The organism is Leyella stercorea DSM 18206 (assembly GCF_000235885.1).
Classification (GTDB): Bacteria; Bacteroidota; Bacteroidia; order Bacteroidales; family Bacteroidaceae; genus Prevotella; species Prevotella stercorea.
Genome location: NZ_JH379391.1, coordinates 36,593 through 59,985 on the forward strand (window position 1 = coordinate 36,593; position 23,393 = coordinate 59,985).

The 23,393-nt window shown below is 51.8% G+C and carries 15 protein-coding genes and 1 other RNA gene; 10 read left to right on the forward strand and 6 right to left on the reverse strand.

Annotation, left to right across the window (positions count from 1 at the left end; genetic code table 11):
* Window positions 1-157 precede the first annotated feature (157 nt).
* From HMPREF0673_RS03590 to HMPREF0673_RS03600, 3 genes are read right to left on the reverse strand one after another with little or no spacing between them, the layout of a single operon-like run.
* Window positions 158-1,951 (reverse strand): Omp28-related outer membrane protein, encoded by a 1,794-nt coding sequence (locus HMPREF0673_RS03590; protein ID WP_007898119.1) that lies wholly within the window; start codon window positions 1,949-1,951, stop codon window positions 158-160.
* A 21-nt stretch (window positions 1,952-1,972) separates the two neighbouring features.
* Complete coding sequence (locus tag HMPREF0673_RS03595) at window positions 1,973-3,874, reverse strand: Omp28-related outer membrane protein (RefSeq protein WP_007898122.1); 1,902 nt, start codon at window positions 3,872-3,874, stop codon at window positions 1,973-1,975.
* A 29-nt stretch (window positions 3,875-3,903) separates the two neighbouring features.
* Complete coding sequence (locus HMPREF0673_RS03600) at window positions 3,904-7,227, reverse strand: CARDB domain-containing protein (protein WP_007898124.1); 3,324 nt, start codon at window positions 7,225-7,227, stop codon at window positions 3,904-3,906.
* A 446-nt stretch (window positions 7,228-7,673) separates the two neighbouring features.
* Here HMPREF0673_RS03600 and HMPREF0673_RS03605 point away from each other — a divergent pair, with 446 nt between their 5' ends.
* The 6 genes from HMPREF0673_RS03605 to HMPREF0673_RS03630 all read left to right on the forward strand — a co-directional run bounded on the left by HMPREF0673_RS03605 (window position 7,674) and on the right by HMPREF0673_RS03630 (window position 15,989).
* The gene (locus HMPREF0673_RS03605; protein ID WP_007898130.1) at window positions 7,674-8,978 is read left to right on the forward strand and encodes a sialidase family protein; all 1,305 of its coding nucleotides are present in this window, start codon (window positions 7,674-7,676) and stop codon (window positions 8,976-8,978) included.
* A 36-nt stretch (window positions 8,979-9,014) separates the two neighbouring features.
* Entirely contained in the window at window positions 9,015-10,898 is a 1,884-nt protein-coding gene (locus HMPREF0673_RS03610) for an alpha-L-fucosidase (RefSeq protein ID WP_007898133.1), read from the forward strand.
* Between the two features lie 144 nt (window positions 10,899-11,042).
* Entirely contained in the window at window positions 11,043-12,464 is a 1,422-nt protein-coding gene (gene rlmD / locus HMPREF0673_RS03615) for a 23S rRNA (uracil(1939)-C(5))-methyltransferase RlmD (RefSeq protein ID WP_007898136.1), read from the forward strand.
* Between the two features lie 48 nt (window positions 12,465-12,512).
* Window positions 12,513-13,658 carry a porin gene (locus tag HMPREF0673_RS03620; RefSeq protein WP_007898147.1) on the forward strand — a complete coding sequence of 382 codons (1,146 nt, stop codon included), beginning with the start codon at window positions 12,513-12,515 and terminating at the stop codon, window positions 13,656-13,658.
* A gap of 59 nt (window positions 13,659-13,717) precedes the next feature.
* A complete protein-coding gene (locus HMPREF0673_RS14660) occupies window positions 13,718-13,903 on the forward strand; it encodes a hypothetical protein (RefSeq protein WP_007898150.1) in 186 nt (61 codons plus the stop codon).
* Window positions 13,904-13,976: 73 nt separating this feature from the next.
* The gene (locus HMPREF0673_RS03630; protein WP_007898154.1) at window positions 13,977-15,989 is read left to right on the forward strand and encodes a glycoside hydrolase family 20 protein; all 2,013 of its coding nucleotides are present in this window, start codon (window positions 13,977-13,979) and stop codon (window positions 15,987-15,989) included.
* Window positions 15,990-16,150: 161 nt separating this feature from the next.
* On the opposite strand, the gene HMPREF0673_RS13310 is transcribed toward HMPREF0673_RS03630, so the two are convergent.
* Both HMPREF0673_RS13310 and HMPREF0673_RS03640 read right to left on the reverse strand, forming a co-directional pair.
* Window positions 16,151-18,751 carry a M6 family metalloprotease domain-containing protein gene (locus HMPREF0673_RS13310; RefSeq protein WP_007898157.1) on the reverse strand — a complete coding sequence of 867 codons (2,601 nt, stop codon included), beginning with the start codon at window positions 18,749-18,751 and terminating at the stop codon, window positions 16,151-16,153.
* 285 nt (window positions 18,752-19,036) lie between these two features.
* Window positions 19,037-19,438 (reverse strand): C-GCAxxG-C-C family protein, encoded by a 402-nt coding sequence (locus tag HMPREF0673_RS03640; RefSeq protein ID WP_007898164.1) that lies wholly within the window; start codon window positions 19,436-19,438, stop codon window positions 19,037-19,039.
* 361 nt (window positions 19,439-19,799) lie between these two features.
* On the opposite strand from HMPREF0673_RS03640, the gene HMPREF0673_RS03645 reads away from it, so the two are divergent.
* From HMPREF0673_RS03645 to ssrA, 4 genes are all read left to right on the forward strand, one after another.
* Window positions 19,800-20,537 carry a (Fe-S)-binding protein gene (locus HMPREF0673_RS03645; RefSeq protein WP_007898169.1) on the forward strand — a complete coding sequence of 246 codons (738 nt, stop codon included), beginning with the start codon at window positions 19,800-19,802 and terminating at the stop codon, window positions 20,535-20,537.
* Complete coding sequence (locus tag HMPREF0673_RS03650) at window positions 20,534-21,928, forward strand: lactate utilization protein B (protein WP_007898170.1); 1,395 nt, start codon at window positions 20,534-20,536, stop codon at window positions 21,926-21,928. Before HMPREF0673_RS03645 ends, HMPREF0673_RS03650 begins: the two co-directional genes overlap by 4 nt.
* Window positions 21,925-22,509 carry a LutC/YkgG family protein gene (locus tag HMPREF0673_RS03655; protein ID WP_007898173.1) on the forward strand — a complete coding sequence of 195 codons (585 nt, stop codon included), beginning with the start codon at window positions 21,925-21,927 and terminating at the stop codon, window positions 22,507-22,509. The genes HMPREF0673_RS03650 and HMPREF0673_RS03655 overlap by 4 nt, the downstream gene beginning before the upstream one ends.
* Window positions 22,510-22,699: 190 nt before the next feature.
* Window positions 22,700-23,098, forward strand: a transfer-messenger RNA (tmRNA) gene (gene ssrA / locus HMPREF0673_RS13740).
* A 42-nt stretch (window positions 23,099-23,140) separates the two neighbouring features.
* On the opposite strand, the gene HMPREF0673_RS14105 is transcribed toward ssrA, so the two are convergent.
* On the reverse strand, window positions 23,141-23,393 hold a 253-nt coding region (locus tag HMPREF0673_RS14105), incomplete at its 5' end, for a hypothetical protein (RefSeq protein WP_216589871.1).

Below are 23,393 nucleotides of genomic sequence, written 5' to 3' on the forward strand. Positions count from 1 at the left end.
CCGAGACTGCATACGTTGTGTCTCGCCCCGACACAGCACCCGCTTTGCAAAACGCCTTATTTCTTTATAAACTTACTTATCTAATTACTCTTTCTTTTCAAGACTTTCCTTTTCAAGCAGTCTTGCAGCTTGTGATATTTCGTTGCACACAGAATACTTATCGCTTGATAAGCTTACGTGTTACAGTCTGGTTGCCGGCTGTAGCCTTCACGATGTACATACCGGGGGCGAGGTTGCTGTTAGCCACTTCTACGCCACCGGGTGTGAAGATGCGCACCGAACCAGAGAAGCCATCGACATTGAGGCGGTCGCCCTGGAATGAGAAGTCGGGGATGAGCAACTGCTCCGCATCATAAATATCTGTGGTGTGCTTACCGAGAGCCACCTTTACACCATTCTCTATTTTGCCGGTGTTGGCATCAAGAACGAGGACTACGAGGTCGCAGTTGTCAGGGTTCTGGATGGTTGACGGCATGTCGAGCGTAGTGGTGTAGCGTGTGGTTTCGTCGGCTTCCACATCGGCAGGGATGCTACCCTCTATGCCGTTGTAGCTGTAGTTCATGCGTGCCACGTGATCCATGTCAATGGTTGCGGGATTTGGCAGTTTCTCGAAGCCACCCATCTCGCCGAGCTTACCGCCAGCAAAAGCGTTGACCTGAGTATAGCCTGTGATGCCACTCTCAAGGAGTACTAACGAGAGACGGTAGTTCATGCCTTTGTGTGCTCCGAGGAATGTAGTCAAAGCCTCAACTGAGATTTTCTTCTTGCCGGAGTCAGTGTACTTAACATTAGCGTCGACACCCATGACTGGTGTTTTCTCCATGAGCTTCTTCACAGCTGTCTCCATCGACTCGAAGGATGGTTCTATCACAGACTTGGTATTGCGGTTGAAGTAGCTGTTTGGGAGGCTTTCGAATACTAAGTCGTCATAAGTATTTGTCACCAAGTTGTCGCTTCTGTGGATAGCGATGCCTATGAAGTGGTTGGGATAAGCCTCTGAAGCCTTGCGGAAGCCAACGATGCCCTTCGGGCAAAACTGACACCATGTGCCGGTACCTTCTTCCACTACGAGACGCTGCACTGGCACAGAGTTCTTCACGCTAAGAGCGAGAGTCTGTTCGCTATTCGGAGCGTAAGCGTCATCCTTACCGTTGATGCTTACGACACGCAGCTTCAGAGTGTGATTGCCAACAACGTTGAAACCATCATGCTCGATTGTGAACGACTTGTCGATGTTAGAACCCATTGTTGTCTTGAAGTCGCAAACGGTCTCCTCGCCACCATCAATTGAATAGCCCACCTGCAGGTTGCGCACCACTACAGCACTAAGGTTCTTCACAGAGAAATCAAACTTGCAAGGCTCACCTTTCTGCACTGCGATATCCTTCTGTTCGGTGTAGAGCATAAGGTCGAGCGGGAGGTTGTCGCCAGTGATGCGTGCCTGGATGGCAAGTGCCTTAGCTGTTTCACCCATCTCGGTGGTGTAGTTCTTCCAGCCGTCGCCGAGGTCAGCCCAGCAGGCATTCTCGGAGAATGTAGAGGTGACACCCATCGACACATTCTCACCAGAATAGCTATATCCGATGTAGAAGCCTTCGCCGTCAATCTCATAAGGAGTGGTCAGTGCCACTTCATTCCAACCTTTATAAACGTTAGACACGGCTGCCTTCTTTGTAACGATAGGGTCAGCGTTAAGGTCTTTCGTGATGAACACCTCTACATCGGTAGCCTGCGCAGCCAAGCCGTACTTCACAGCAGAAACGGTGAAGCCTTTGTACACCTGCGCCACATCTGCCGGAATATAGATTGCGCACTTGCCCGTATTCTTCGTTCCGAAGGCTACGGGGTCAACGCCGTTGCAATATCCCCAATAGGTCTTTGCTGCCTTTATCGGGAGGCAGAGCATCATTGCCAACAGGGCAACGATAGCTATTAATTGCTTTCTATTCATAATGATACGTAATTAGCGTTATTAATGTTTTACGATAACTTTCTGTGTGTACACGCGCTCGCCGTCGGTAGCCTTCACGATGTAAAGTCCTGCGCCGAGGTTGTGCGCTGACACCTTGCGACCAGCGATGTCGCAAACCTCCACCACGCGGAAGCCCTGATTAGCAACAACCACGCCACCCACGACGAAGAACGGACGCTGAGCCTCTGCTGTTGTCTTGGTGATGCCGGTTGTCTTGGTGCAAGCAAGCTGCTGTGTGTTGTACACGCGACGCTTCAAGGCATCGGTGTTGAAATTGCTTACGAATGTCACGACGCGCATATTGTCGACGTTCCAACCGTCCTGCAGGTCGACAGAGTAGGTCTTCTCGAAGTCGTACTTGGTGATGTCGAGCACGTCACCCCAAGCCGAGCTGCTGAGCACCTTGCGGAGCACTCCGTCCTGCACATAGCTGCTGCCCTCGGCGCCTTCCTGCTCCGTGCTCTTGATATTGTCCTCAACGAGCCATGTGGTGAGTCGCAGTTCGTCCTGCATAGGCATCTCGCAAACACCTGCATGTCCGCTCACCTTGATGTTGAGCTTCTTGCCCTCAAGTTTGTTGTCAATGTTAAGCTGAACGAATGATGGTTCCTGCTTCACGGCACTGAGGATGGTGTTTGTCTGCTCCTCGTAGTCGACGAAGTAAGCAGGACCTGGGTCTTCCATGCCCGAGATAGGCAGACGGTCGAAGCACACAGCTGGTACGAATGGTTTCTTTGCCTTGCCGTAGAGTTCCTCGTAGTCGTCGTCCTCGTCAATCACGAACTGATCCTGCACGCCCTTATAGTTGCGGTGGTGCTTCACCCATACGAAGTCGCCCTTGTCATCGCGCTCGTCGAACACCGATGCGTACATCTCGTCGGCAGCCGGAATACCTTCGTAGGCCTCGGATACAAATTCCTCAAAGAGCACCTTGCGTGCCACAGCCTTAGAGCCTTCCTTGATGCAGTAGCCTGGACGGCTGAGTGTATTGTCAGAAGGATAAGGGTCTTTCTCGCCGTTCACCTTACTGATAGTGAACTCGGTGGTTACGTTGCCCTCTGCTGGAATAGCGATGCCGTCGAGTTTAAGCTTCTGCGGCACGTTGTTCTGGATGTTCAAGCCCTCGAATGTCTTCTCGCTCTTTATGGTCTGCGAAGCAGTCTTCGAGTTCATTGTCAGCGTGAACGACGTAATTGGTGTCTTGCCGTTGTTCTGCACATAAGCGTAGTACGAACGCGGTTCGTTCTGCGTCATGTAGTCGCTACCGTTCTGTGGTTCAATCTTTATGAACGAGATGTCGTTGTCGGGTGCTTTCTTGCCCTCAACAACTGCGCGTACACATACGTTCTTGTTGATGCCCGAAGTGTTGTCGTACCAGTTGTCCTCGCCTGTATTGAAGCCATAGAGGTTATTGTTAGGCACAGCGTATGGGCTCTGGTCGAAGAGCAGACAGTCGAACGGCTCGCCCTCTTCGAGCATGAGCTGATAGCCCACATAGAGGTCCATGCCCTTATATATTGTCACCGGCTTATCGAGTTTCACGGTGTTCCAACCCTCGCTGTACTCAGTAGTAGAGCCCGAACCGAGTGTTGTTGTGCTCATATAATTAATGTGATTGCATACAAACACCTTTGCCTCGGAGCCACGTTTCGGCTTGATAGCGAACTCAACGGCTGTAATCTTGTCGCCCTCGTACTTGTTGAGCAAGTCGGAGGTGAAATATACTGCTGCCTGATACACACCAGGTCCTTCTTTGTCTTGCAGAATAAGACCGCTACTGTATTCTGTTGTACAATAACCGAGTCGCATTGCATCGTCTGCAGATTGCGCAAACAAGTCTGCCCCAGTGAGGGGTAGACTTGTCAGTGCAAGCAGAAATAAAGAATTTCTGAATGATTTCATTGTCGAATGTTTAGTTGTAAATAATCAGTTTACTTCGTAACGTAAAGCTTCACATTGCTCTGCTTTCCGTCCACGGTAGTCATGCGTACTACGTACACGCCCTTAGCCAGACCGAGGTAGAGTTGTCCACCCTTCACGTCAGCACTCTTCACGAGCATACCGTCTACGCTGTGGACAGCGACGTTGCGAACCGCATCGTCTACCGAGAGAACTCCACTTGCGCCGTCGTAGCTGAACTGTGTGCCGAGCACCTTAGTAGAGGTGATACCAGTCGGGTTCTCCACTGCGAGATAAAGCAGTGCTGCCGAATCCCACAACGATGCCTTGCCGGCTGTGTATGAGAACGACTCAGAGAACGAGAGTGAACGGTTCACGCCCGAGTTAGGATTAGCGCTGAACACGTCGAAGAGTGCGCAGAACATCTGCTCGCTTGGCACTTCGCCTTCGCGGTCGATAACGATAACGAGGTTCTGTGTCGGGTCGTACTCGAACGGAGTGTCGAGATTGAATATGAGCATATTGTCCTGACCAGGCTCAAGCACCATCGTACCGTCGTAGACGAGTGTCAAATCGTTCTTGCTCATGCCGTCGGTCGCCGACTCGAAGCCCTTCTTTGTGGTGTGGCCCATGTACACCTGTACCTTGCTCTCGGCTGTGCGGTCCTTAAGGTTGTCATTACCGCTGTACGAGTAGCCGATACGCATGATCTGATCTCCAGCCACGCCCTTTATTTCCTTAGCATAGTAGATGTGCTCGGTATGGTCGTATGTAGAGAAGTAGACAACTGGTCCGTGGGTATCTACGCTCTCGTCCTTCTTGCTTGTAACCACCTTGCTCCATACTGCGTTCTCCTTGTCGATTACTGGGAGCTCGATAGAAGGAGTTCTGTTATTACTCAGGTTCTGATCGCCGTCGAGTACCACCTCTGCGTAGAACTTAGAGATGCCTTCGTTCTTCGGACGGAACTTCACTTCTACCTTCTTTGTTGCTTCCGACTTGATAGCTGGCACATCAGCTGTCTCACCAACGAGAACACTCTTGCCTTCGTCTTCGCAGTAGATTCTTATCTTATAGTTGCTCTGCTCTGTTGTGCCTAAGTTGCGCACTGTTACGGTGCAGGTGTTTTCGCGTTCTGCTACTGCTTCCTTAATGCCACCCATCTCTACCGCCTGCATGTCTTTCTCCATGATTTCCTCGAGTGTGAGACCATAGAATCGGAATGAGTTGTACTGACCGTACTTCGTGGTGAGCGAGAAGCCATAATAGTATGTGCCGTCAGCCGGAGCGGTGAACTTATCCTCTACCAATGCACGCTCGTAGCCTGCGCCCTCTCTTGCAAGGTCTTCGGTGAGCACTGTTGCGTCCTTGACGCTCTCGTTGCTTGTACCCATAGTGGTCTTCAAGTCGAATGTGCTATTCTGCTCGTGCTCGTAGAAGTCGGCTACGATACGGTATGTCTTGCCTTTCTTCAACTGAATTGGCGGTGAGAACAGTGTTCCTGATGTTTCGCTGCTGTTACCGTAGGCTGTAAGGCTCTGGTTGTAGTCGTTATAGTCGAACATGAATCCGCCAACCGACTGCCAAACAGCTGCGTTGTCAGGTCTGTCAGTCTTCAGATCGAGTGGCGGTACCAATGCGTTGCCTGCCAAAACGCCGGCTGTCTGTACCACTGCACCTGCGCCAATCTTTGTATTCGCCTGGATGAGATAGTAATACTTAGAGTAGTCGCCTAATGCCTTATCCTCAAACGTAGTAGCGGTGAGGTTCTCTGCTACCACCTTCTTATCCGGCATACGCGTAATCTTGTAGTTGAGCTCAGAAGCCACGAAGTAGCCGTTGTTCAATCCGCTTGTCGGAGCTGTCCACGAGAGCTTGATGCCTTCGCCAGTCTTCTCGATAGCCACATCGCCTACTGCGCCCGGCACGTCGCCACCTACGTAGCAGCGAATGCTGTCAGGCACACCGAGTTCGCCAGCCACGCGCGACGGAACAACGTAGTATGTGTTCAAGCCGAGCTTCGCCTTGCTGTCTACGTACTCCATTGCCTCGCCCATCTTACCGTCAGCAGGCACTGTAGCTACGAGTTCTGACACTTTCGACGAAAGCAGTTCTTTCGAAGTGACGCGGTCGCTTGTGGCTACGCCGTCCTTCTTGCGATAGATGCGCACTTCCTTAAACTCGCTGAGTGCGGAGCCGTTCCATGCTTTCGACGGGTTGGTCCATGTAAACTTAGCACTGAGCGCGCCCGACTCGTCAGGCATCACGTTGAGGTTCTTCACCTGACCGGCTGCTGTCGACTTGTCGGCTTCGAGGTACGGCACGTAAAGACCCGTGAACCAGTTGCCCGGCATGAAGCTGCTGTGCTGCACTGCGGTGTAGCAACCCTTCTTCGTCAGTTTGTCCGTATCAATGGTGTAGATGCGTGTAGCACCGCTTGACAATGCCGGAATCCAATATACGAGACCCGTGTTATTGTCGATAGACACAGCACCAAACTGTACCATGACGATAGCATTGTTGCTTTCGTCCTTTATCTCCTTTGCCGAAATCTCCTGAAAGTTGTTGTCGTACTTCACAAGCTCGGTTCCGCCGTTGTATTCCACCTGTTTACCATCCTCGGTTTTCACAAGCCACTTCGGACGTACGGCATACATATTGCCGTGTGCGTCGAAGCAGAACTCGTGGAGGATATCATTATCAAAATCCTGTATCTTTTCATACTGACCGGTCTCTACATCAACGGTATAGAGAATGGAATGACCTACCGAGCCGTCTTTGTTCCAGCCGTAGCCGAGAGCGAAGAATGTGTCAGAAGACGGGTCGTAAGCCATGTCGTAAAGCGCGTTGCGCAGCGTACCGCCATAGCCGTTGCCGTACCACGCAGTCTGCTCTTCTTTAGTGAACGAGCGGATGTGTGTTGTATCGCCTGTCTCCAAGTCGATCTTGGAGAAGTGCTTAACCATCTGGCTGAACGTATAGTCGTATGCGAAGAAACCATAGTAGTTCTTACCATCTGAAGCTCCACATGTAAGACCATACAGCTGCTCGCCTACTTTATCTTCAAACTGATAGTACTGAATCTGCTGGAAGTTGTGTACATCCTTCGATTTAAACTTGATGAACGAACGCTTCTTGCTTTGGTCCATACGTTCGCCAGCATACATCGTGATGCCTTTCGACTTGTCGTCAATAGCCGATGGAGCAAGCGAAGGAGTCTTCGGTGCCCATACCGGAGCTGCAAACGCTTTAGCTGCATTGAAAGACGTTGGGAACTGATGTGCACTAACTTGTACGTACGACGGCAAGCTTAACAAGCCCGTCATCGCAAGGCCTAACATGTAGTTGTGTTTCATAATACGTGTTTTTTTAGTTAGAAATTTTGCCACAAATATACGATTTAATATTGAAACTAATAACAATTAGACCAAAAAAGTTTCACTTTCAACTATAAAATGCCACTTTCAATCAGCGAACGGCTGACGCTACGTCATTTTTTCAGCTCGTTTGTACAATGTAGCAGTGCTGGTATAACCGTCGGACAGCGGACGCAACCTGATCGGACAGCGGACGCAATCCGATTGGACGACGGACGCAATCTAATCGGACGGCGGACGCGATCGGCTTGATAGGAGACGAGTAGACAAGAGACGAGTAGACGATGGGACGTGCGAAACTTATATACATTATATATAATAGGGCATCAAAAAAGTAGCGACAACGAGTCTTTTGTCAAGAAAATTCCGTAAATTTGCAGAATTAACATCTACTAAATAAATTATATTAGCCAAAATATCAAGAAATGAAGCATTTACTCCCTACCCTATTTCTTGCTGCCGGCATGACGCTCGGCACAACAGCTACGGCACAGTGTAAAATGACTTGCGGCAAACAGCCAACCAGCGGATGCTGCGCAAGAAAGCCTGCTAACGGATGCTGCAAGAGCCTTGCCGACGGCACGAAGCTCTTCCTGCACGCCGACGCACAGTATCGCATCCCAGCTATCATCCAGTGCAAGTCGGGCAAGATAATCGCCTTCACCGACCACCGCTACGACAACAAGGACATCGGCGGCGGACGCCATATCGACATCGTGATGAAGGAGAGCACCGACGGTGGCAAGACATGGACCGCTACGGAGCAGATGGTGGCACGCGGAGGCAACCGCATTGCAAGCAGTTTCGACTGCGCTCACGGCGACGCTGCCGTGGTATGCGACCGCGAGACGGGCGAGATACTGCTCATGTGCGCCTCGGGCGGCGTGGGCTACTGGGAGTCGACACGCGAAAACCCGCAGATGATGGGTCGCTACACATCGTCGGACGAGGGAAAGACATGGAAGGCTGAGGAGGTGACGCAGCACGTGTACGGACTGGTGGACGGCATGAAGTCGGCATTCTTCACAAGCGGACGCATCTGCCAAAGCTCGCGCATCAAGGTGGGCTCGCACTATCGTGTGTACACAGCACTCACCACACACGAGGGCAACCGCGTGCTCTACAGCGACGACTTCGGCAAGACATGGCACCTGCTTGGTGCTAACGCTGCCGAGACTGCGCCAAAGGGCGACGAGGCAAAGCTCGAAGAGTTGCCGAACGGCGATGTGCTCATCAGCTCGCGCACACAGAACGGACGCTTCTTCAACATCTATAAGTACGCTGACAAGAAGAAGGCTACTGGTGCCTGGGGCACAGTGGCGTTCTCGTCGGCTGCCAACAACGGCGTGAAGAACGGCGACAGCGCGTGCAACGGCGAAATCCTCGTGGTGAAGGCGAAGGACGCGCAGGGCAAAGCGGTCGACTTGATGCTGCAGAGCGTGCCCACGGGTCCGGGTCGCTCCAACGTGGCTATCTTCTACAAGGCACTGCGCACGAAAGCCGACTATGCGTCGCCTGAGGCGATAGCTAAGGATTGGGAGGGCGCATACCAGGTGAGCACCACCACTTCGGCTTACTCTACAATGGTGCAGGCGCAGGACGGCAAGATTCTGTTCCTCTACGAGGAGGATGCATTCCGCCACCCGGAGACAGAGCCGGACGACTACTATAACATCGTATTCAAGAAACTCTGTGTAAAGAAAATAACAGCAGGCAAATACACCTTGTAATAAACAATAAGCCCCTCAAAACATCATAACAGCAAAATGAACAAGCTAATCATATCATCAGTAATGGCTCTTGCCAGCCTCACCGCGTCGGCACAGAGCACAGTGAAGGCTCCGGCTCCTATCCTTCCGCTCCCAGAGCAGAAGCAAATCGATTGGCAGCGCATGGAGACCTACGCTTTCATCCACTTCGGTCTGAACACATTCAACGACCGCGAATGGGGCTACGGCGACTCCGACCCTGCTACGTTCAACCCCACACGCCTCGACTGCGAGCAGTGGGCAAAGACACTCGTGGCTGCCGGCATGAAGGGCGTGATACTCACCGCGAAGCATCACGACGGCTTCTGCCTGTGGCCCTTTGAGGGCAACGACTACAACGTGAGTCGCTCGCCGTACAAGAACGGCAAGGGCAACATCGTGCGCGAACTGTCGGAGGCGTGCAAGAAATACGACTTGAAGTTCGCGGTGTACCTTTCGCCGTGGGATCGCTCGCGTGCCGACTATGCTACACCGAGCTACCTGCCCTATTTCTACGCTCAGCTCCACGACCTGCTCACCAACTACGGCGACGTGTTCGAGGTGTGGTTCGACGGAGCCAACGGCGGCGACGGCTACTATGGCGGCGCGAAGGACTCGCGCACAATCGACCGCAAGAACTACTATAACTATCCGCACATCTTCGCTATGCTCGACAGCATCCAACCGAACGCCGTGGTGTTCGGCGACGGTGGTCCGGGCTGCCGCTGGGTGGGCAACGAGAAAGGATTTGCCGGCGAGACCAACTGGGCGTTCCTGCGCAAGAATACGGTTTACCCGGGCTACCCCAACTACCCCGAACTGCAGTACGGACACGCCGACGGCGACCAGTGGACGGCTGCCGAGTGCGACGTGTCTATTCGTCCGGGTTGGTTCTATCACCCTGAAGAGGACGATCGTGTGAAATCGCCCGAACAGCTTGCCGACCTCTACTATCGCTCGGTGGGCCACAACGCTACGTTGCTGCTCAACTTCCCCGTCGACCGCGAAGGACTCATCCACCCCACCGACTCGGCTAATGCCGTCAACTTCCACAAGATGATTCAGCGCGAGTTGCAACACAACCTCGTGGCTGGCATGACTCCGAAGGTGAGCAACGAGCGCGGTGGCGAGTTCACAGCCAAAGCTATGACCGACAACTCGTGGGATACATATTGGGCTACCAACGACGGCGTTACATCGGCTACCATAACGTTCGACTTCAAGAAGCCACAGCTGATGAACCGCATCATGCTGCAGGAGTACATACCGCTTGGACAGCGCGTGAAGAAGTTCGCCGTGGAGTATCTTGACGGCAAGACATGGCGCAGCGTTGAGCAGGGCGAGGAGACGACAACTATCGGATACAAGCGTCTGCTGCGCTTCCGCACCGTGGAGGCGAAGAGCGTGCGCGTGCGCATCATCGACTCGCGCGGACCTATCTGCCTCAACAATGTGGGCATCTACTACGGCGGCAAGGACGCACAGCTCACATGGAACCCCACAGCCGAGGCTATCAAGTCTCTGCCGTTCGCTATCCTCGGTGCCGACAAGGCTGAATGGGAGAAGGCTACAGACCGCAACCCGCAGTCGGTTTGGTTCTGCAACGGCAACGAGGTGCTCATCGACCTCGGTAGCGAGCAGGAGATTTCCGCATTGCAGTATCTGCCCGACCAGAGCGAGGGCAGACGCGGACTCATCCACACCTACACCATCGCGGCTTGCGACGCCAAGGGCGGCAACGAGCATGTGCTGAAGAGTGGCGAGTTCTCTAACCTTCAGAACAACCCGATACTACAGACCGTAACCTTCAACGCCACAAAGACACGCTACGTGAAGCTGCGCGCTGAACGCATGGTCGTAGCTGGCGAGGCAATGGGATTTGCAGAGTTGGGCGTTAAGTAATACTTTGTTTTAAATTGAAAGTTGAAGAGAGGGGGTCAATTCTTTAGTTTTGACGCCCTCTTCTTGTTTCTTATTTTTGTATATAATTTGAAACTTTCAAATTATTTTTCTAATTTTGCATTTTAAAATAATACATATATAATAATGTCAAGAAAGAAGAAACCACTACCAATACTCGAGAACGTAACTATTGAGGCGGTTGCTGCCGAAGGAAAATCACTGGCACACGTCAACGACATGGTTGTTTTCGTGCCGTTCGCCGTGCCCGGCGACGTGGTTGACCTGCAGGTACGCAAGAAGAAACACAGCTACTGCGAGGCGGAAGTAATACGCTTCATCAAGAAGAGCGACGTACGCACGGAGCCGATGTGCGAGCATTTCGGCATCTGCGGCGGATGCAAATGGCAGAACCTGCCCTACGAGGAACAGCTGAAGGCTAAGCAGCAGCAGGTGTTCGACCAACTCACACGCATCGGAAAGATAGAGCTGCCGGAGTTCATGCCTATCATGGGCTCGGTACACATCAAGGAATACCGCAACAAGCTGGAGTTCGGATGCTGCAACAAGCGCTGGCTCACACGCGAGCAGATTGCGGAAGGCACGCAATTCGACAACATGAACGGCATCGGTTTCCACATCACCGGAGCCTTCGACAAGATTCTCCCCATCGAGAAGTGCTGGCTCATGGACGACCTGCACAACAAGATTCGCAACGCCATTCGCGACTACGCCTTCTCTACCGGCATGACCTTCTTCGACCTCAGACAACAGCACGGACTGCTGCGCGACATCATGATACGCAACTCGAACACGGGCGAGTGGATGGTGCTCATACAGTTCCACTACGACGAGGAGGGCGACGAGCAGCGCGCCAAGGCGTTGCTGCAGCACATCGCCGACAAGTTCCCCGAGATAACATCGCTCATGTACGTCGACAACCAGAAGTGCAACGACACGTTCGGCGACCTCGACCTCTCTGTGTTCAAGGGCAACGACCACATCTTCGAAACGATGGAGGACCTGCGCTTCAAGGTTGGTCCGAAGAGTTTCTACCAGACCAATACGGAGCAGGCTTATCACCTCTACTCCGTGGCACGCAACTTCGCCAAGCTCACCGGCGACGAACTGGTGTACGACCTCTATACCGGTACGGGCACCATCGCCAACTTCGTGGCGCGTCAGGCACGCCAGGTGATCGGCATCGAGTACGTTCCTGAGGCTATCGAGGACGCAAAGGTGAACTCTGAGGTGAACAACATCAGCAACACCAAGTTCTACGCCGGCGACATGAAGGACATCCTCAACGACGAGTTCATCCAGAAGCATGGTCGCCCCGACGTTATCATCACCGACCCGCCACGCGCCGGTATGCACCAGGACGTGATAGACACTATCCTGCGCGCCCACCCGAAGCGTATCGTCTACGTAAGCTGCAACCCGTCTACGCAGGCACGCGACCTCCAGGCGCTCGATGTGGCGTACAAAGTGATGGCGGTGCAGCCGGTGGACATGTTCCCGCATACGCCGCACGTGGAGAACGTAGTTCTTTTGGAAGAAAAGCTGTAGGTTTTTCTTCCAAAAGAACAATTCAAAACTCAAAATTCAAGACTCATAATGAAAACATTAGCAACTCTCGCACTCGCCGCTCTCGCTTTCGGCAGTGTGTCAGCACAAGAGAAAGAAGCGAAGCTGAAGGTGCTTAGCGACATCAAGTTCAGCGGCTACATCATGTCGCAGTATCAGTACAGCGACAAGGAAAGCAACAAAGGCGAAAAGGACATCAACTCGTTCAACATCCGTATGGTGCGTATGGCACTCGAAGGACGCGTAGCAAAGGACTTCTACTGGAAGGCGCAGCTGCAGGTGAACGGCAACACCTCTAACCTCACCGTGGCACCACGTATGGTCGATGCCTTCGCCGAGTGGCAAAAGTACGATGCGTTCAAGGTGAAGGCGGGTCAGTTCAAGCGCCCGTTCACCTTCGAGAACCCCATGCACCCCATTACGCAGGGCTTTATGAGCTACTCGCAGAACGTGCTTAAGCTCGCTGGCTTCAGCGACCGCAACGGCGAACACTCAAGCAACGGACGCGACATCGGCGTGCAGCTGCAGGGCGACCTGCTCAAGGCTAACGACGGACACCACTACCTCCACTATCAGGTGGGCGTGTTCAATGGTCAGGGCACTAACATGAAGGATGTCGACCAGCGCAAGGACATCATCGGCGGCGTATGGGTGGCTCCAGTGAAGGGTCTGCGCATCGGTGCCTTCGGATGGACCGGTTCGTATGCTCGCAAGGGCACATGGACTGAGGTAGACGCTAACGGAAACGCTGTAGCTAAGAACGGTGTGCGCTCGCTTGAGAAGAACCGCTATGCCATCAGCGCCGAATATGCAGCCCACGATTGGACCGTGCGTTCGGAGTATATCCACAGTCAGGGCTACGGCTTCAAGACATCTAACGCTTCTGGCAAGGAGACCGACTGCACTATCAACTACGCTGCAGGCGACAAGGCTGACGGCTTCTACGCACTTATGATTGCGCCGGTTATCAGCAAGAAACTCTATGCAAAGGCGCGCTACGATCTCTATCGTCCGCAAGCCAACTGGCACACATCGAAGACTCAGTACGAGATTGGTGCCAACTACTGGATTGGCAAGCACGTAATGATTGCAGCAGAATATGCTCGCGTCAACGACCGTAGCCTGAATAAGTCGAACTATAACATGTTCGACCTTCAGCTCGACGTGAAGTTCTAAATCACTCTCCTCTATTCAGATTTATCAAACGACACAAGCTGTTAACATATACTCGCATTATGCAGGAACACAAGTATAAGCATAGACATAGCCATAAGAAAGATGGCATTGACACTTTTCGTGAACAAAGCCTAAAGGCTATACAAAGAAAGAAGCTGTACGCAAAAGTTGCATACATCGTGGTGTTCACCATTGCTATTATAATGATAGCATTGGCGTTCGCTGCCTACTTCATAGACAGATAAGCCTGCGTGTTTCTTGCAAGAAACACGCAGGAGAACACTTAAAGATACTAATTTAAAAACTGATAACTATAAAATGACAAACAAACCATTAGCAGCCCTACTCTTCGGCTGCATGATTACCGCTCAAGCTGCATCGGCACAGTCGTTGCTACCAAAGCCGCAGTCGTTCAATGCAGGCAAGGGCGCGTTCAGCACCGCAACAACAAAGGTGAAACTCATCAACGAGGTTGGCGCGGATGCAGAGAACATCTACTCGAAGCAGTGGTCAGCAAAGGCTGACAACAACGCTCAGCAGGTGGTACGCTTCACACGCCTCGCCAACGCTACGTCGCCCGAGGCTTACAACCTCCACATCACTAAGGACACACTGCTCATCAGTGCCGCTTCTGCCGACGGCTTCCGCTTCGCCTGGCAGACCATAGAGCAGCTGAAGCAGAAGACTGGCATCATGGCGTGCGACGTTCATGATGCTCCCGCATTCAAGTGGCGCTCGCTGATGCTCGACGTGTCACGCCACTTCCAGCCAATCTCCTTCCTCAAGAAGCAGATTGACGTGATGGCACAGTATAAGTTCAACCGCCTCCACCTCCACCTCACTGACGCTGCAGGCTGGCGCATCGAGATAAAACGCTACCCTCGCCTTACCAGTATTGCTGCATGGCGCGAAGGAAAGACATGGAAGGAGTGGAGCAAACTCGGATGCAAGTACAAGAATGAAGGCGAAGAGGGCGCATATGGTGGCTACTATACTCAGGACGAGCTGCGCGACCTCGTGAAGTACGCTGCGGAGCGTGGCATCACCATCGTGCCCGAGATTGAGATGCCGGGCCACTCGGCAGAGGTACTCACCGCTTACCCGGAGCTCTCTTGCACGCACGAACCCTACAAGCAGATGGACTTCTGCCCGGGCAGCGTGGCTACATACGACTTCCTCGAGAACGTACTGAAAGAGGTGATGGACATCTTCCCATCGAAATACATCCACGTCGGTGGCGACGAGGCAGACAAGGCTTCATGGCCTTCTTGTCCGCTCTGCCAGCAGAAGATGAAGGAGCTCGGCACAGACAAGGATGGTCTGCAGGCGCACCTCATCGCTCACTTTGGCAAGTTCCTCACCGACCACGGTCGACAGCTCGTGGGTTGGGACGAGGTGATAGCCGGCAACCTCGCCAAGAACACCACCGTGATGGTGTGGCGCGGTCTTGAAAAGGCGCAGGAGGCTATCGACCATGGCTACGACGTGGTGCTCTCGCCCAGCGGCTACTGGTATCTCGACTACTATCAGGATGCTCCCGACACTCAGCCCGAGGCTATCGGTGGTTTTCTCCCACTCGAAAAGGTGTACAGCTACGTTCCTGGTGGCACACTGCCCGAGGAAGTACGCAACAAGATTACTGGCGTGCAGGCTAACCTCTGGACCGAATACGTGCCTACAGCAGAGCACGTAGAGTATATGCTCTATCCGCGTGCGCTCGCCATCGCCGAGATTGGATGGAACGGTACAAAGAAAAAGGATTATCCTGAGTTCCGCAAGCGTGCAATCGTAGAGTGCGAGCGTCTGCACAAGCAAGGTGTGAACACCTTCGACTTGAAGAAGGAACGCGGCGAACGTCCAGAGTCGTTCAAGACCACAAAGCACAAGGCGATAGGTTGCAACATCACCTTCAACCACCGCTACGAGGACAAGTACAAGGCGCAGGGCGACAAGACTCTCGTCGACGGACAGCACGGTGGATGGACATACGGCGACCAGAAGTGGCAGGGTTTCCTCGGCAACAAGGGCTACTGCCTCGACCTTACTATCGACCTCGGCAAGGTACAGAAGATCTCTACCGTAGCTGCCGACTTCATGCAGGCTTACGGTGCATGGGTGTTCTTCCCGTCGGAGTACAAGATTTCGTTCAGCGAGGACGGTCAGAACTTCACCGAGGTGTATAATAAGAAGTCGGAAGTAGACCGCGACATTCAGCTCGGCTTCCGCAACCTTGCGTGGAAGGGCAATGCAAAGACACGCTACATCCGTGTGCAGGGTAGCACAACAGAGGATGGCGGTTGGCTCTTCACCGACGAAATCATCGTTAAGTAAATCGCATAGCGAGTTCTAAAGATTATAGTCTCTTTAGTAACACAACCTTATAAGATACAAATAAGATACAAAAAAGCCTGTTGAAGCATTGCTCCAACAGGCTTTTTTGTATCACTATACATTCCACTTTATGGGGCGATTACGCCCCCCTATAAAGCTTCTTACTTTGTCACCTTAAGTGTAGTCTTTGCACTCTTCACTACATAAACACCAGCAGGCAGCGCCATGCGGCAGAAGTCGCCGTAAGTCATAGTGCCGAGAGCTGTGCCCACAGAAGAGTAAACCTTTACGAGGTCGCCGGCAGCGAGCTGTGCTGCACTCTCCGTCACGCCGTTGATGCCACTCCAAGTGCTGAGGTCGGCAGTCTGCCAAGCACTCCATTTCGACATTGCGTCGCCGGCTACGGCGCACACACGCCACTGATATGTAATGCCGGCTGTGAGCTTATCGAACTTATACGAAGTAGTCTTTATACCCGTGAAACGCTGTGCAGCCGCCTTCATTGCTGTCTTCGGAGCGACGTTCATGCTCAGGAAGTCCTCAGCCGAGTAGTTGCCGTCATAGATACCTACAAAGTAGATATAGCCACGCTTCTTCGGCTGCACCATTACCTTGTAGTCTTTCATGTCGGCATTATCGAGTACGATTGTAGCCATTGTGCCGTCCATTTTTATTGTCTGCTCAGCGATTGTTGCATCATCGTTATCGAGGAGCGACACTGTAACATCAGTAGCATCCTTGCCGTATGCGCTTGCAGAGAGACGAACGGTTACACTTGCCGAAGAGTTGTCGGTAATGAGAGGTGAAGTGAGGTTGCCCTGCTTCTTCGCAGTACCAATCTTTGCACAACCCGGACACTCGAACACCTTATCTCCTGTCCAACCCTTATTCTGCATCTTGCTATCAAGGTCGGCAGAAATATCGATTGTGCCCTCTACTGCAAGTTTCTCGCCCCATTTGCTGAGGTCTTCGCTCAGTTTAACAGCCTCATCTACAGAAGGCAGATTGCTCTTCTCGCGCAGTTCTACAGTGTAGCTTTCGGCTCCATCTACAGCGTTCCAACCGCCGGTGAACGATGTCTCGGTCATGTTCATCACCTTCGGCTGTGGTGCATCGAGATTAACACCGCCCATAAATGTGAACGAGATAAGACCATCCTTCTCCGTGATTTCTGTCACCGGCTTGCCGAGGAACTTGCGTCCGTCGCTATTGGCGTTGAACAATGTGGCAGCCGGCTTCGAGGTGTCGGTCAGCTCAGTCGACTTTGTCGTGCCAGGGTATGTGTCGCCGGTTACTGTCTCCGATGTAAGTTTATTGTCGGCAGGCACAACAGTGAAGCGTTGATGGTTAGACGTGTTGTTCACCTCATTGTCAAACCACACCTTCTGGTCGTAGTCGACGTGTATGACAAGCATACCGTGGTTAGGCAGAGCAACGTCGGTGCCCTTCAGCTGGCGGTTCTCGAAGATATAGTATTCGTTCTTGTTCGCTTCGTTGAACACAACGCACGCCTCAGGAGCATCGCTCAGCGGCTTCATATTCTTTATGTAGCAAGGCTCGGTGAGGATAGTAGGCTCTATCCAACCACTCACCCACTTCTCGTAAGTGTTATATCCAGTAGGCTCATAACCATCACCGCCATACGAACCGTAGTCCATCAAGTCCCACGCATCCATACCGAAGCAGCCGCCACCTGCTGTGTCGTAGAAGTCGGGGATGCCCATACAATGGCTGAACTCGTGACAAGCGGTGCCAATACCGCTGATATCTGTGCCATAGCCGCCATTCAGCTCCGACGAGCAAGCGTATGTACGGATGCGCTGACCGCCAAGCACAAGGCTGTAACCTCCACCTTGTATGTCCCACTCGTGAGGCCAAATGGTATTTGCTTCACCACCTGCAGCCTCACCATAGCCAGCATAAATCACGTACACCTGGTCGACAGCACCATCGCCATCCCAGTCGTACTGCGACATATCCATCTTCTCCTTAGCATAAGCCAATTCGCAAGCCTCCTTAATCATACCTGCAGGGTCAATATCGTTGCCCTGAGCATCATTAGCACCGTATGATGCCATGTTCTTCGACACTGTAACCGGACCTATTACGTCGAACTCAAGGTCTAACTTGCCATAGCTCTGCGCATAGAAATAGTCGTGAACAGAGCCATTGTTACCGTATTTATTATAGCCAACCTTGTTGAAATAGTCGTTCCACTCAGCCTGAGTGTGCTTCGACTGCATCTTCTTGTCCTTAAAGTTCACGAGGATTACAAGACCCTTGCGCTTACCCGTGACGCCGATACCTTCGCCACCAGTAGCACCAGCCATAACTCTGCGCACCGGCTTGCCCGAAGCATCAACCACGCCACGATTAGCGAGGCGAGCCATGCGGCGAGCGTTGCGCTGCTTAGCACGCTCCAGACCGAGCGAACGCACCTTCTGCGATTCGGCAGTGTAGTAGTTCAAGAACGACAACTCTGCAGCACCACGACTCTCAACGTCGTGAGCCACCTGCGCAGACGCAGTCAACTTACCGTTGCTATCGAGCGTAGCATAGCAATATGCACCGTCAGCACGCTGCACCAACGGCTGACCATCTTCTGTACTTGTGTAATGGAAATTCTCGTCGCCGCGCAACATCACTGTGAGCACGGAGCCATCAGGCTGCTGCACCTGACGCTTCACACGCTTCGCCGGCACGGCGAAAGCAGAGGCTGCAAGCATGAACATTGCAGCGAGTGTTAGAAATCTTTTTGACATTTAATAGGTTATCTTGATTTTAAAAATAGGTTGCAAATATACGAATAATATCCGTGTAAACGAAAAAAAATCAACAAGAATGCTTTTTCATTCCACGAAATTGTATAACGTTTGCAACGTAGTGCCAACTGCACGCCATTCCAATGCAACCGTATTGCTTAGTAGCGGTATTCCCATTGACCACATGCCACGCAGCGGTCCTGCTCGTTAATTGCTTTATACTTAGCCATGTCGTTGTTGGGTATAATGGTTTGATATATAAGAATGTCGTATAGATTCTACAGCTTACTTCCAGCAGCCTTCCTTTTCCAGTATTTCTTCCAGAAATTCAGATGCGTCAGCCACGCAAAGTGGACATTCGCGAAGCACCTTTCCTGTGCCCACACCTTTTAGCAGCTTGCATTGTGTGGCACCATTGCGCTGCTTAAATTTATCCATAATTTGCCTCATGCCCTTGATTGACTTTGCCTTGTCCTTAGTGGCAAGTCCGAGTACGATGCCAGCTCCAACGAGGGCGCCACAAGTTCCATCCATATTACCCATACCAGCCGCAAAGGCATTGCCCGCATTCTTAATGGTTTCTTCTTCCATTCCGGTGAAGTCGTGGTAGGTGCAAAGCACAGCCTGTGTGCAATTATGTGAACCGCAACGTTTCTTTTCTGCCGCTATTTCTTTTCTCGTTTCCATATTGTCTTACTTGTTCTTTAAATTGGTGTTTCGATTTCGCGTACAAAGATAATGCTTTTATTATAGATACATCAAAGACACTAACTATACTTTTATAGATAAATTCTATCGTTGTGATATTCTTCATTATTGAGAGATATGTTTTTCACGTACCGGGGTGTTACAGGACGGGATGATGATATTATGATTCCAATTCTTCTAATTCACTTTAAATAGCCGATCTGTCGTTACACCGTAAAATTAACTTTTAATAAATAATAACGGATAAACATTTTCATTTTTTATTATTACTTTTGCCAACGAATAAAAACAACAAAAAAGAAGAACACTTTTTACACGCTAATAGGGTTTTAAAGACATTATGAAGATAGGATTGTTTATTCCATGTTACGTCGATGCATTGTATCCGGAAGTGGGAGTGGCCACGTACAAGCTCCTGACAAGCCTCGGACTCGACGTCACCTACCCTCTCAAGCAGACTTGCTGCGGACAACCTATGGCAAACGCCGGCTTTGAGAAGATGGCTACGGACATCTCACGACACTTCGACGACCTCTTCAAGGAGTTCGACTACGTGGTTGCACCATCGGCATCGTGCGCGGCTTTTGTCAAGTTTTATCATCCACGACTTGCCAAGGGCAATCACGAATGTCTCACGTCAAAGAAGACAATGGACGTGGTAGAGTTTCTACACGACGTCGTAAAACCAACAAGCCTCAAGGCTCACTTCCCGCACATAGTCAGCGTACATAACTCGTGTCACGGCGTACGCGAACTGGGACTGTCGTCGCCCTCAGAAAGACAAGTGCCGCAGTTCAACAAGATTATCGACTTGCTTAAACTCGTGGACGGCATCACCATCCGTGAGCCGGAGAGAAAAGACGAGTGCTGCGGATTCGGAGGTATGTTCTCCGTAGAAGAGCCGGACGTGTCGAAACGCATGGGAGAGGACAAGATAGAACGTCACATGGCTACGGGAGCGGAATACATCACCGGTCCCGACTCGTCATGCCTTATGCATATGCAGGGCATTGCAAAGAAGGAGAACAAGCCTATAAAGTTCATACACGTGGTAGAAATATTAGCAGCAGGACTATGAGCACAATACATTCAGAAGCGGCACGACGCTTCAACGACAACAGAGCAAAGACCACATGGCACGACGCCACCTTCTGGTCGCTAAGACAAAAACGCGACAACATGGCGTCAGGGTTGTCAGAATGGGAGGAGCTGCGCGAACATGCCAGCCAGATAAAGCAGCACACCGTAACGCACTTGGCTGACTATCTGGAGGAGTTCAGCACGCAACTGGAGAGCCGTGGCGTCATTGTGCATTGGGCTAAAGATGCCAACGACTTTAACAACATCGTGCTCGACATACTGCAAAGTCATGGCGTAAAGAAGATGGTGAAAAGCAAGTCGATGCTTACCGAGGAGTGTGCCATGAACCCATTCCTTGAGAATCACGGCATCGACGTCGTGGAGACCGATCTTGGCGAACGCATCCTGCAACTGCTACATCAGAAACCGAGCCACATCGTAATGCCTGCCATACACCTAAAGCGAGAAGAAGTGGGACAGATGTTCGAGGAGAAAGGCATCAGCACGGAGAAAGGCAATTACGACCCGACATACCTTACGCAATGCGCACGCAAGCATCTGCGCAACCAGTTTATGGAAGCAGGAGCAGGAATGACAGGATGCAATTTCGGTGTGGCAAAGACCGGCGATATCGTGGTTTGCACCAACGAGGGCAACGCCGACATGTCGACATCAATGCCCAAGCTACATCTCGTGGCAATGGGAATAGAGAAGATTGTGCCCGACTACAAGTCGCTCGCCGTATTCCAGCGACTGCTCTGCCGCTCTGCTACCGGACAGCCCACAACGGCATACACCTCACACTTCCGTCAGGCAAGACCGGGAGCGGAGATGCACGTCATCCTCGTGGACAACGGACGAAGCGACATCCTTGCCAACGACGAGCATTGGGAAACGCTGAAGTGCATTCGCTGCGGAGCCTGCATGAACACCTGCCCCGTATACCGCCGCTCTGGTGGCTACTCATACACCTACTTCATCCCCGGACCTATCGGCATCAACCTTGGTATGCTGCACGATGCGTCACGCTACAGCGACAACGTCAGTGCTTGCACGCTCTGCCTCTCATGCGACAACGTATGCCCGGCTAAGGTGAACCCCGGTTCGCAGGTCTATATGTGGAGACAGAAGCTCGACTCGCTGCACAAGGCGAACACGATGAAGAAGTGCATGTCAAAGGGAATGGAAGAGCTCTTCAATCATCCCCTACTCTATTCTTCAGCCTTGCGTCTGGCTCCTCTTGCCAACCTCATACCTGACAGCCTTACGCACATACGCTCACTCAATCCGTGGGGCGTGGGACACGCAATGCCGAAATTTGCGAATGAGTCGTTCCAGACAATGTGGAAGAAAGGAAAACTGAACCAAAACGAACAGAAAGAACAATGACATACAAAGACGAACTATTGGAGAAGTTGCGACGCAACACACACGAACAGTATCCGATGCCCGACACACCGATAGACGGCATATCGTACGACGACACGATAAAGCAGTTTGTGGATATGAGCATGTCGGTGGGCAGCAAAGTGGTGATGGCTAAGCCGAACGAAAAGCTCGACGACATCGTAAGAAACGCCTATCCAGAGGCAAAGACCATCGCCTCTAACATAGCAGAACTCACCATCGCCACCATCAATCCCGACACCGTGGCAGAGGCGCAAGACCTTAACGGCACCGACGTAGGAGTGGTGTACGGACAGATTGGAGTGGCGGAGAATGGTTGCGTCTGGATTCCGCAGGACATGAAGGAGAAAGCAGTATGCTTCATCAGCGAATATCTGGTCATCGTCCTCCCTAAGAGCGGCATCGTGAACAACATGCACGAGGCATACGACCGCATCTGCATGCCAGAAACCGGACTCGGCACATTCATCTCTGGACCATCAAAGACTGCCGACATAGAGCAGGCGCTGGTAATGGGAGCGCAGGCTGCACGCGGCGTGACAGTGGTAATAAGAGAAGGGTAATGAAGATGTAAAAAGACGAGCAAGATTTACATTCTGCAGTATAAAACTTACATTCTGCAGTCTACAGTATATAAATAGAACCGCGATAAAAAGTTGTCCACACATTGTCCACACACATGCAAAATATTACAGTTTTATTTTGCAGTTTCGTGCATTTGTACTAACTTTGCAAAGTTAAGTATAACATCTCGGGGTTGACTGGATTTGACAGCGGGATGAAATGGTACGTAAGCATGCGGAGTCTCGATGGCTACCTCCTTAATCAGAGTGATCAAAAATTTAATTGGCGAAAACAACTACGCTCTCGCTGCTTAATCGAAGTATAGTAGATTAGCTTTATTCCGCCACAAGGTTTGGCGGAACGAGACATCGCTCCAAGGATGTTGTTCCGAATCTGAGGGTCAAGCGGTGCAGGTAAATCGGAAATAGCCAGTGTGTGCCTCGCCGCACGGGTGAAGTTTTAGAGGATAAGGGCGCGATTGGTGGTCTGGGTCTTGTCGCGTCACGAAAACCGAAGGCCAGAATAAGCATGTAGAAAGCGTATGGTTTCCCTGTTTGGACGTGGGTTCGAATCCCACCAGCTCCACAAAGAGGTAATTGTTTGATGTATCAAACAGTTACCTCTTTTGTTTTAAATCTCTATTTTTATCATCCGCGTCGGTCGATACGAGCATCCGCGTCGGTCGATGCGGACATCTGCGTCGGTCGATACGGACATCTGCGCCGGTCGATGCGGACATCTGCGTCGGTCGGTGCGGATGTCTGCGTCGGTCGGTGCGAATAACAAAAATGGATGTATCAAGGCAGCGTGGGTATATAAAAAGGTGCAGCAGAGACTGCTGAAACTAAGGCTGCGTGGAGGGCGTGTCAAAACTCCCAATATA

What these genes read in the sequence shown, in the direction of transcription:
- HMPREF0673_RS03590 (WP_007898119.1), bottom strand. Translation starts at nt 1,951, where the DNA reads ATGAATAGAAAGCAATTAATAGCTATCGTTGCCCTGTTGGCAATGATG.
- HMPREF0673_RS03595 (WP_007898122.1), bottom strand. Translation starts at nt 3,874, where the DNA reads ATGAAATCATTCAGAAATTCTTTATTTCTGCTTGCACTGACAAGTCTA.
- HMPREF0673_RS03600 (WP_007898124.1), bottom strand. Translation starts at nt 7,227, where the DNA reads ATGAAACACAACTACATGTTAGGCCTTGCGATGACGGGCTTGTTAAGC.
- HMPREF0673_RS03605 (WP_007898130.1), top strand. Translation starts at nt 7,674, where the DNA reads ATGAAGCATTTACTCCCTACCCTATTTCTTGCTGCCGGCATGACGCTC.
- HMPREF0673_RS03610 (WP_007898133.1), top strand. Translation starts at nt 9,015, where the DNA reads ATGAACAAGCTAATCATATCATCAGTAATGGCTCTTGCCAGCCTCACC.
- rlmD (WP_007898136.1), top strand. Translation starts at nt 11,043, where the DNA reads ATGTCAAGAAAGAAGAAACCACTACCAATACTCGAGAACGTAACTATT.
- HMPREF0673_RS03620 (WP_007898147.1), top strand. Translation starts at nt 12,513, where the DNA reads ATGAAAACATTAGCAACTCTCGCACTCGCCGCTCTCGCTTTCGGCAGT.
- HMPREF0673_RS14660 (WP_007898150.1), top strand. Translation starts at nt 13,718, where the DNA reads ATGCAGGAACACAAGTATAAGCATAGACATAGCCATAAGAAAGATGGC.
- HMPREF0673_RS03630 (WP_007898154.1), top strand. Translation starts at nt 13,977, where the DNA reads ATGACAAACAAACCATTAGCAGCCCTACTCTTCGGCTGCATGATTACC.
- HMPREF0673_RS13310 (WP_007898157.1), bottom strand. Translation starts at nt 18,751, where the DNA reads ATGTCAAAAAGATTTCTAACACTCGCTGCAATGTTCATGCTTGCAGCC.
- HMPREF0673_RS03640 (WP_007898164.1), bottom strand. Translation starts at nt 19,438, where the DNA reads ATGGAAACGAGAAAAGAAATAGCGGCAGAAAAGAAACGTTGCGGTTCA.
- HMPREF0673_RS03645 (WP_007898169.1), top strand. Translation starts at nt 19,800, where the DNA reads ATGAAGATAGGATTGTTTATTCCATGTTACGTCGATGCATTGTATCCG.
- HMPREF0673_RS03650 (WP_007898170.1), top strand. Translation starts at nt 20,534, where the DNA reads ATGAGCACAATACATTCAGAAGCGGCACGACGCTTCAACGACAACAGA.
- HMPREF0673_RS03655 (WP_007898173.1), top strand. Translation starts at nt 21,925, where the DNA reads ATGACATACAAAGACGAACTATTGGAGAAGTTGCGACGCAACACACAC.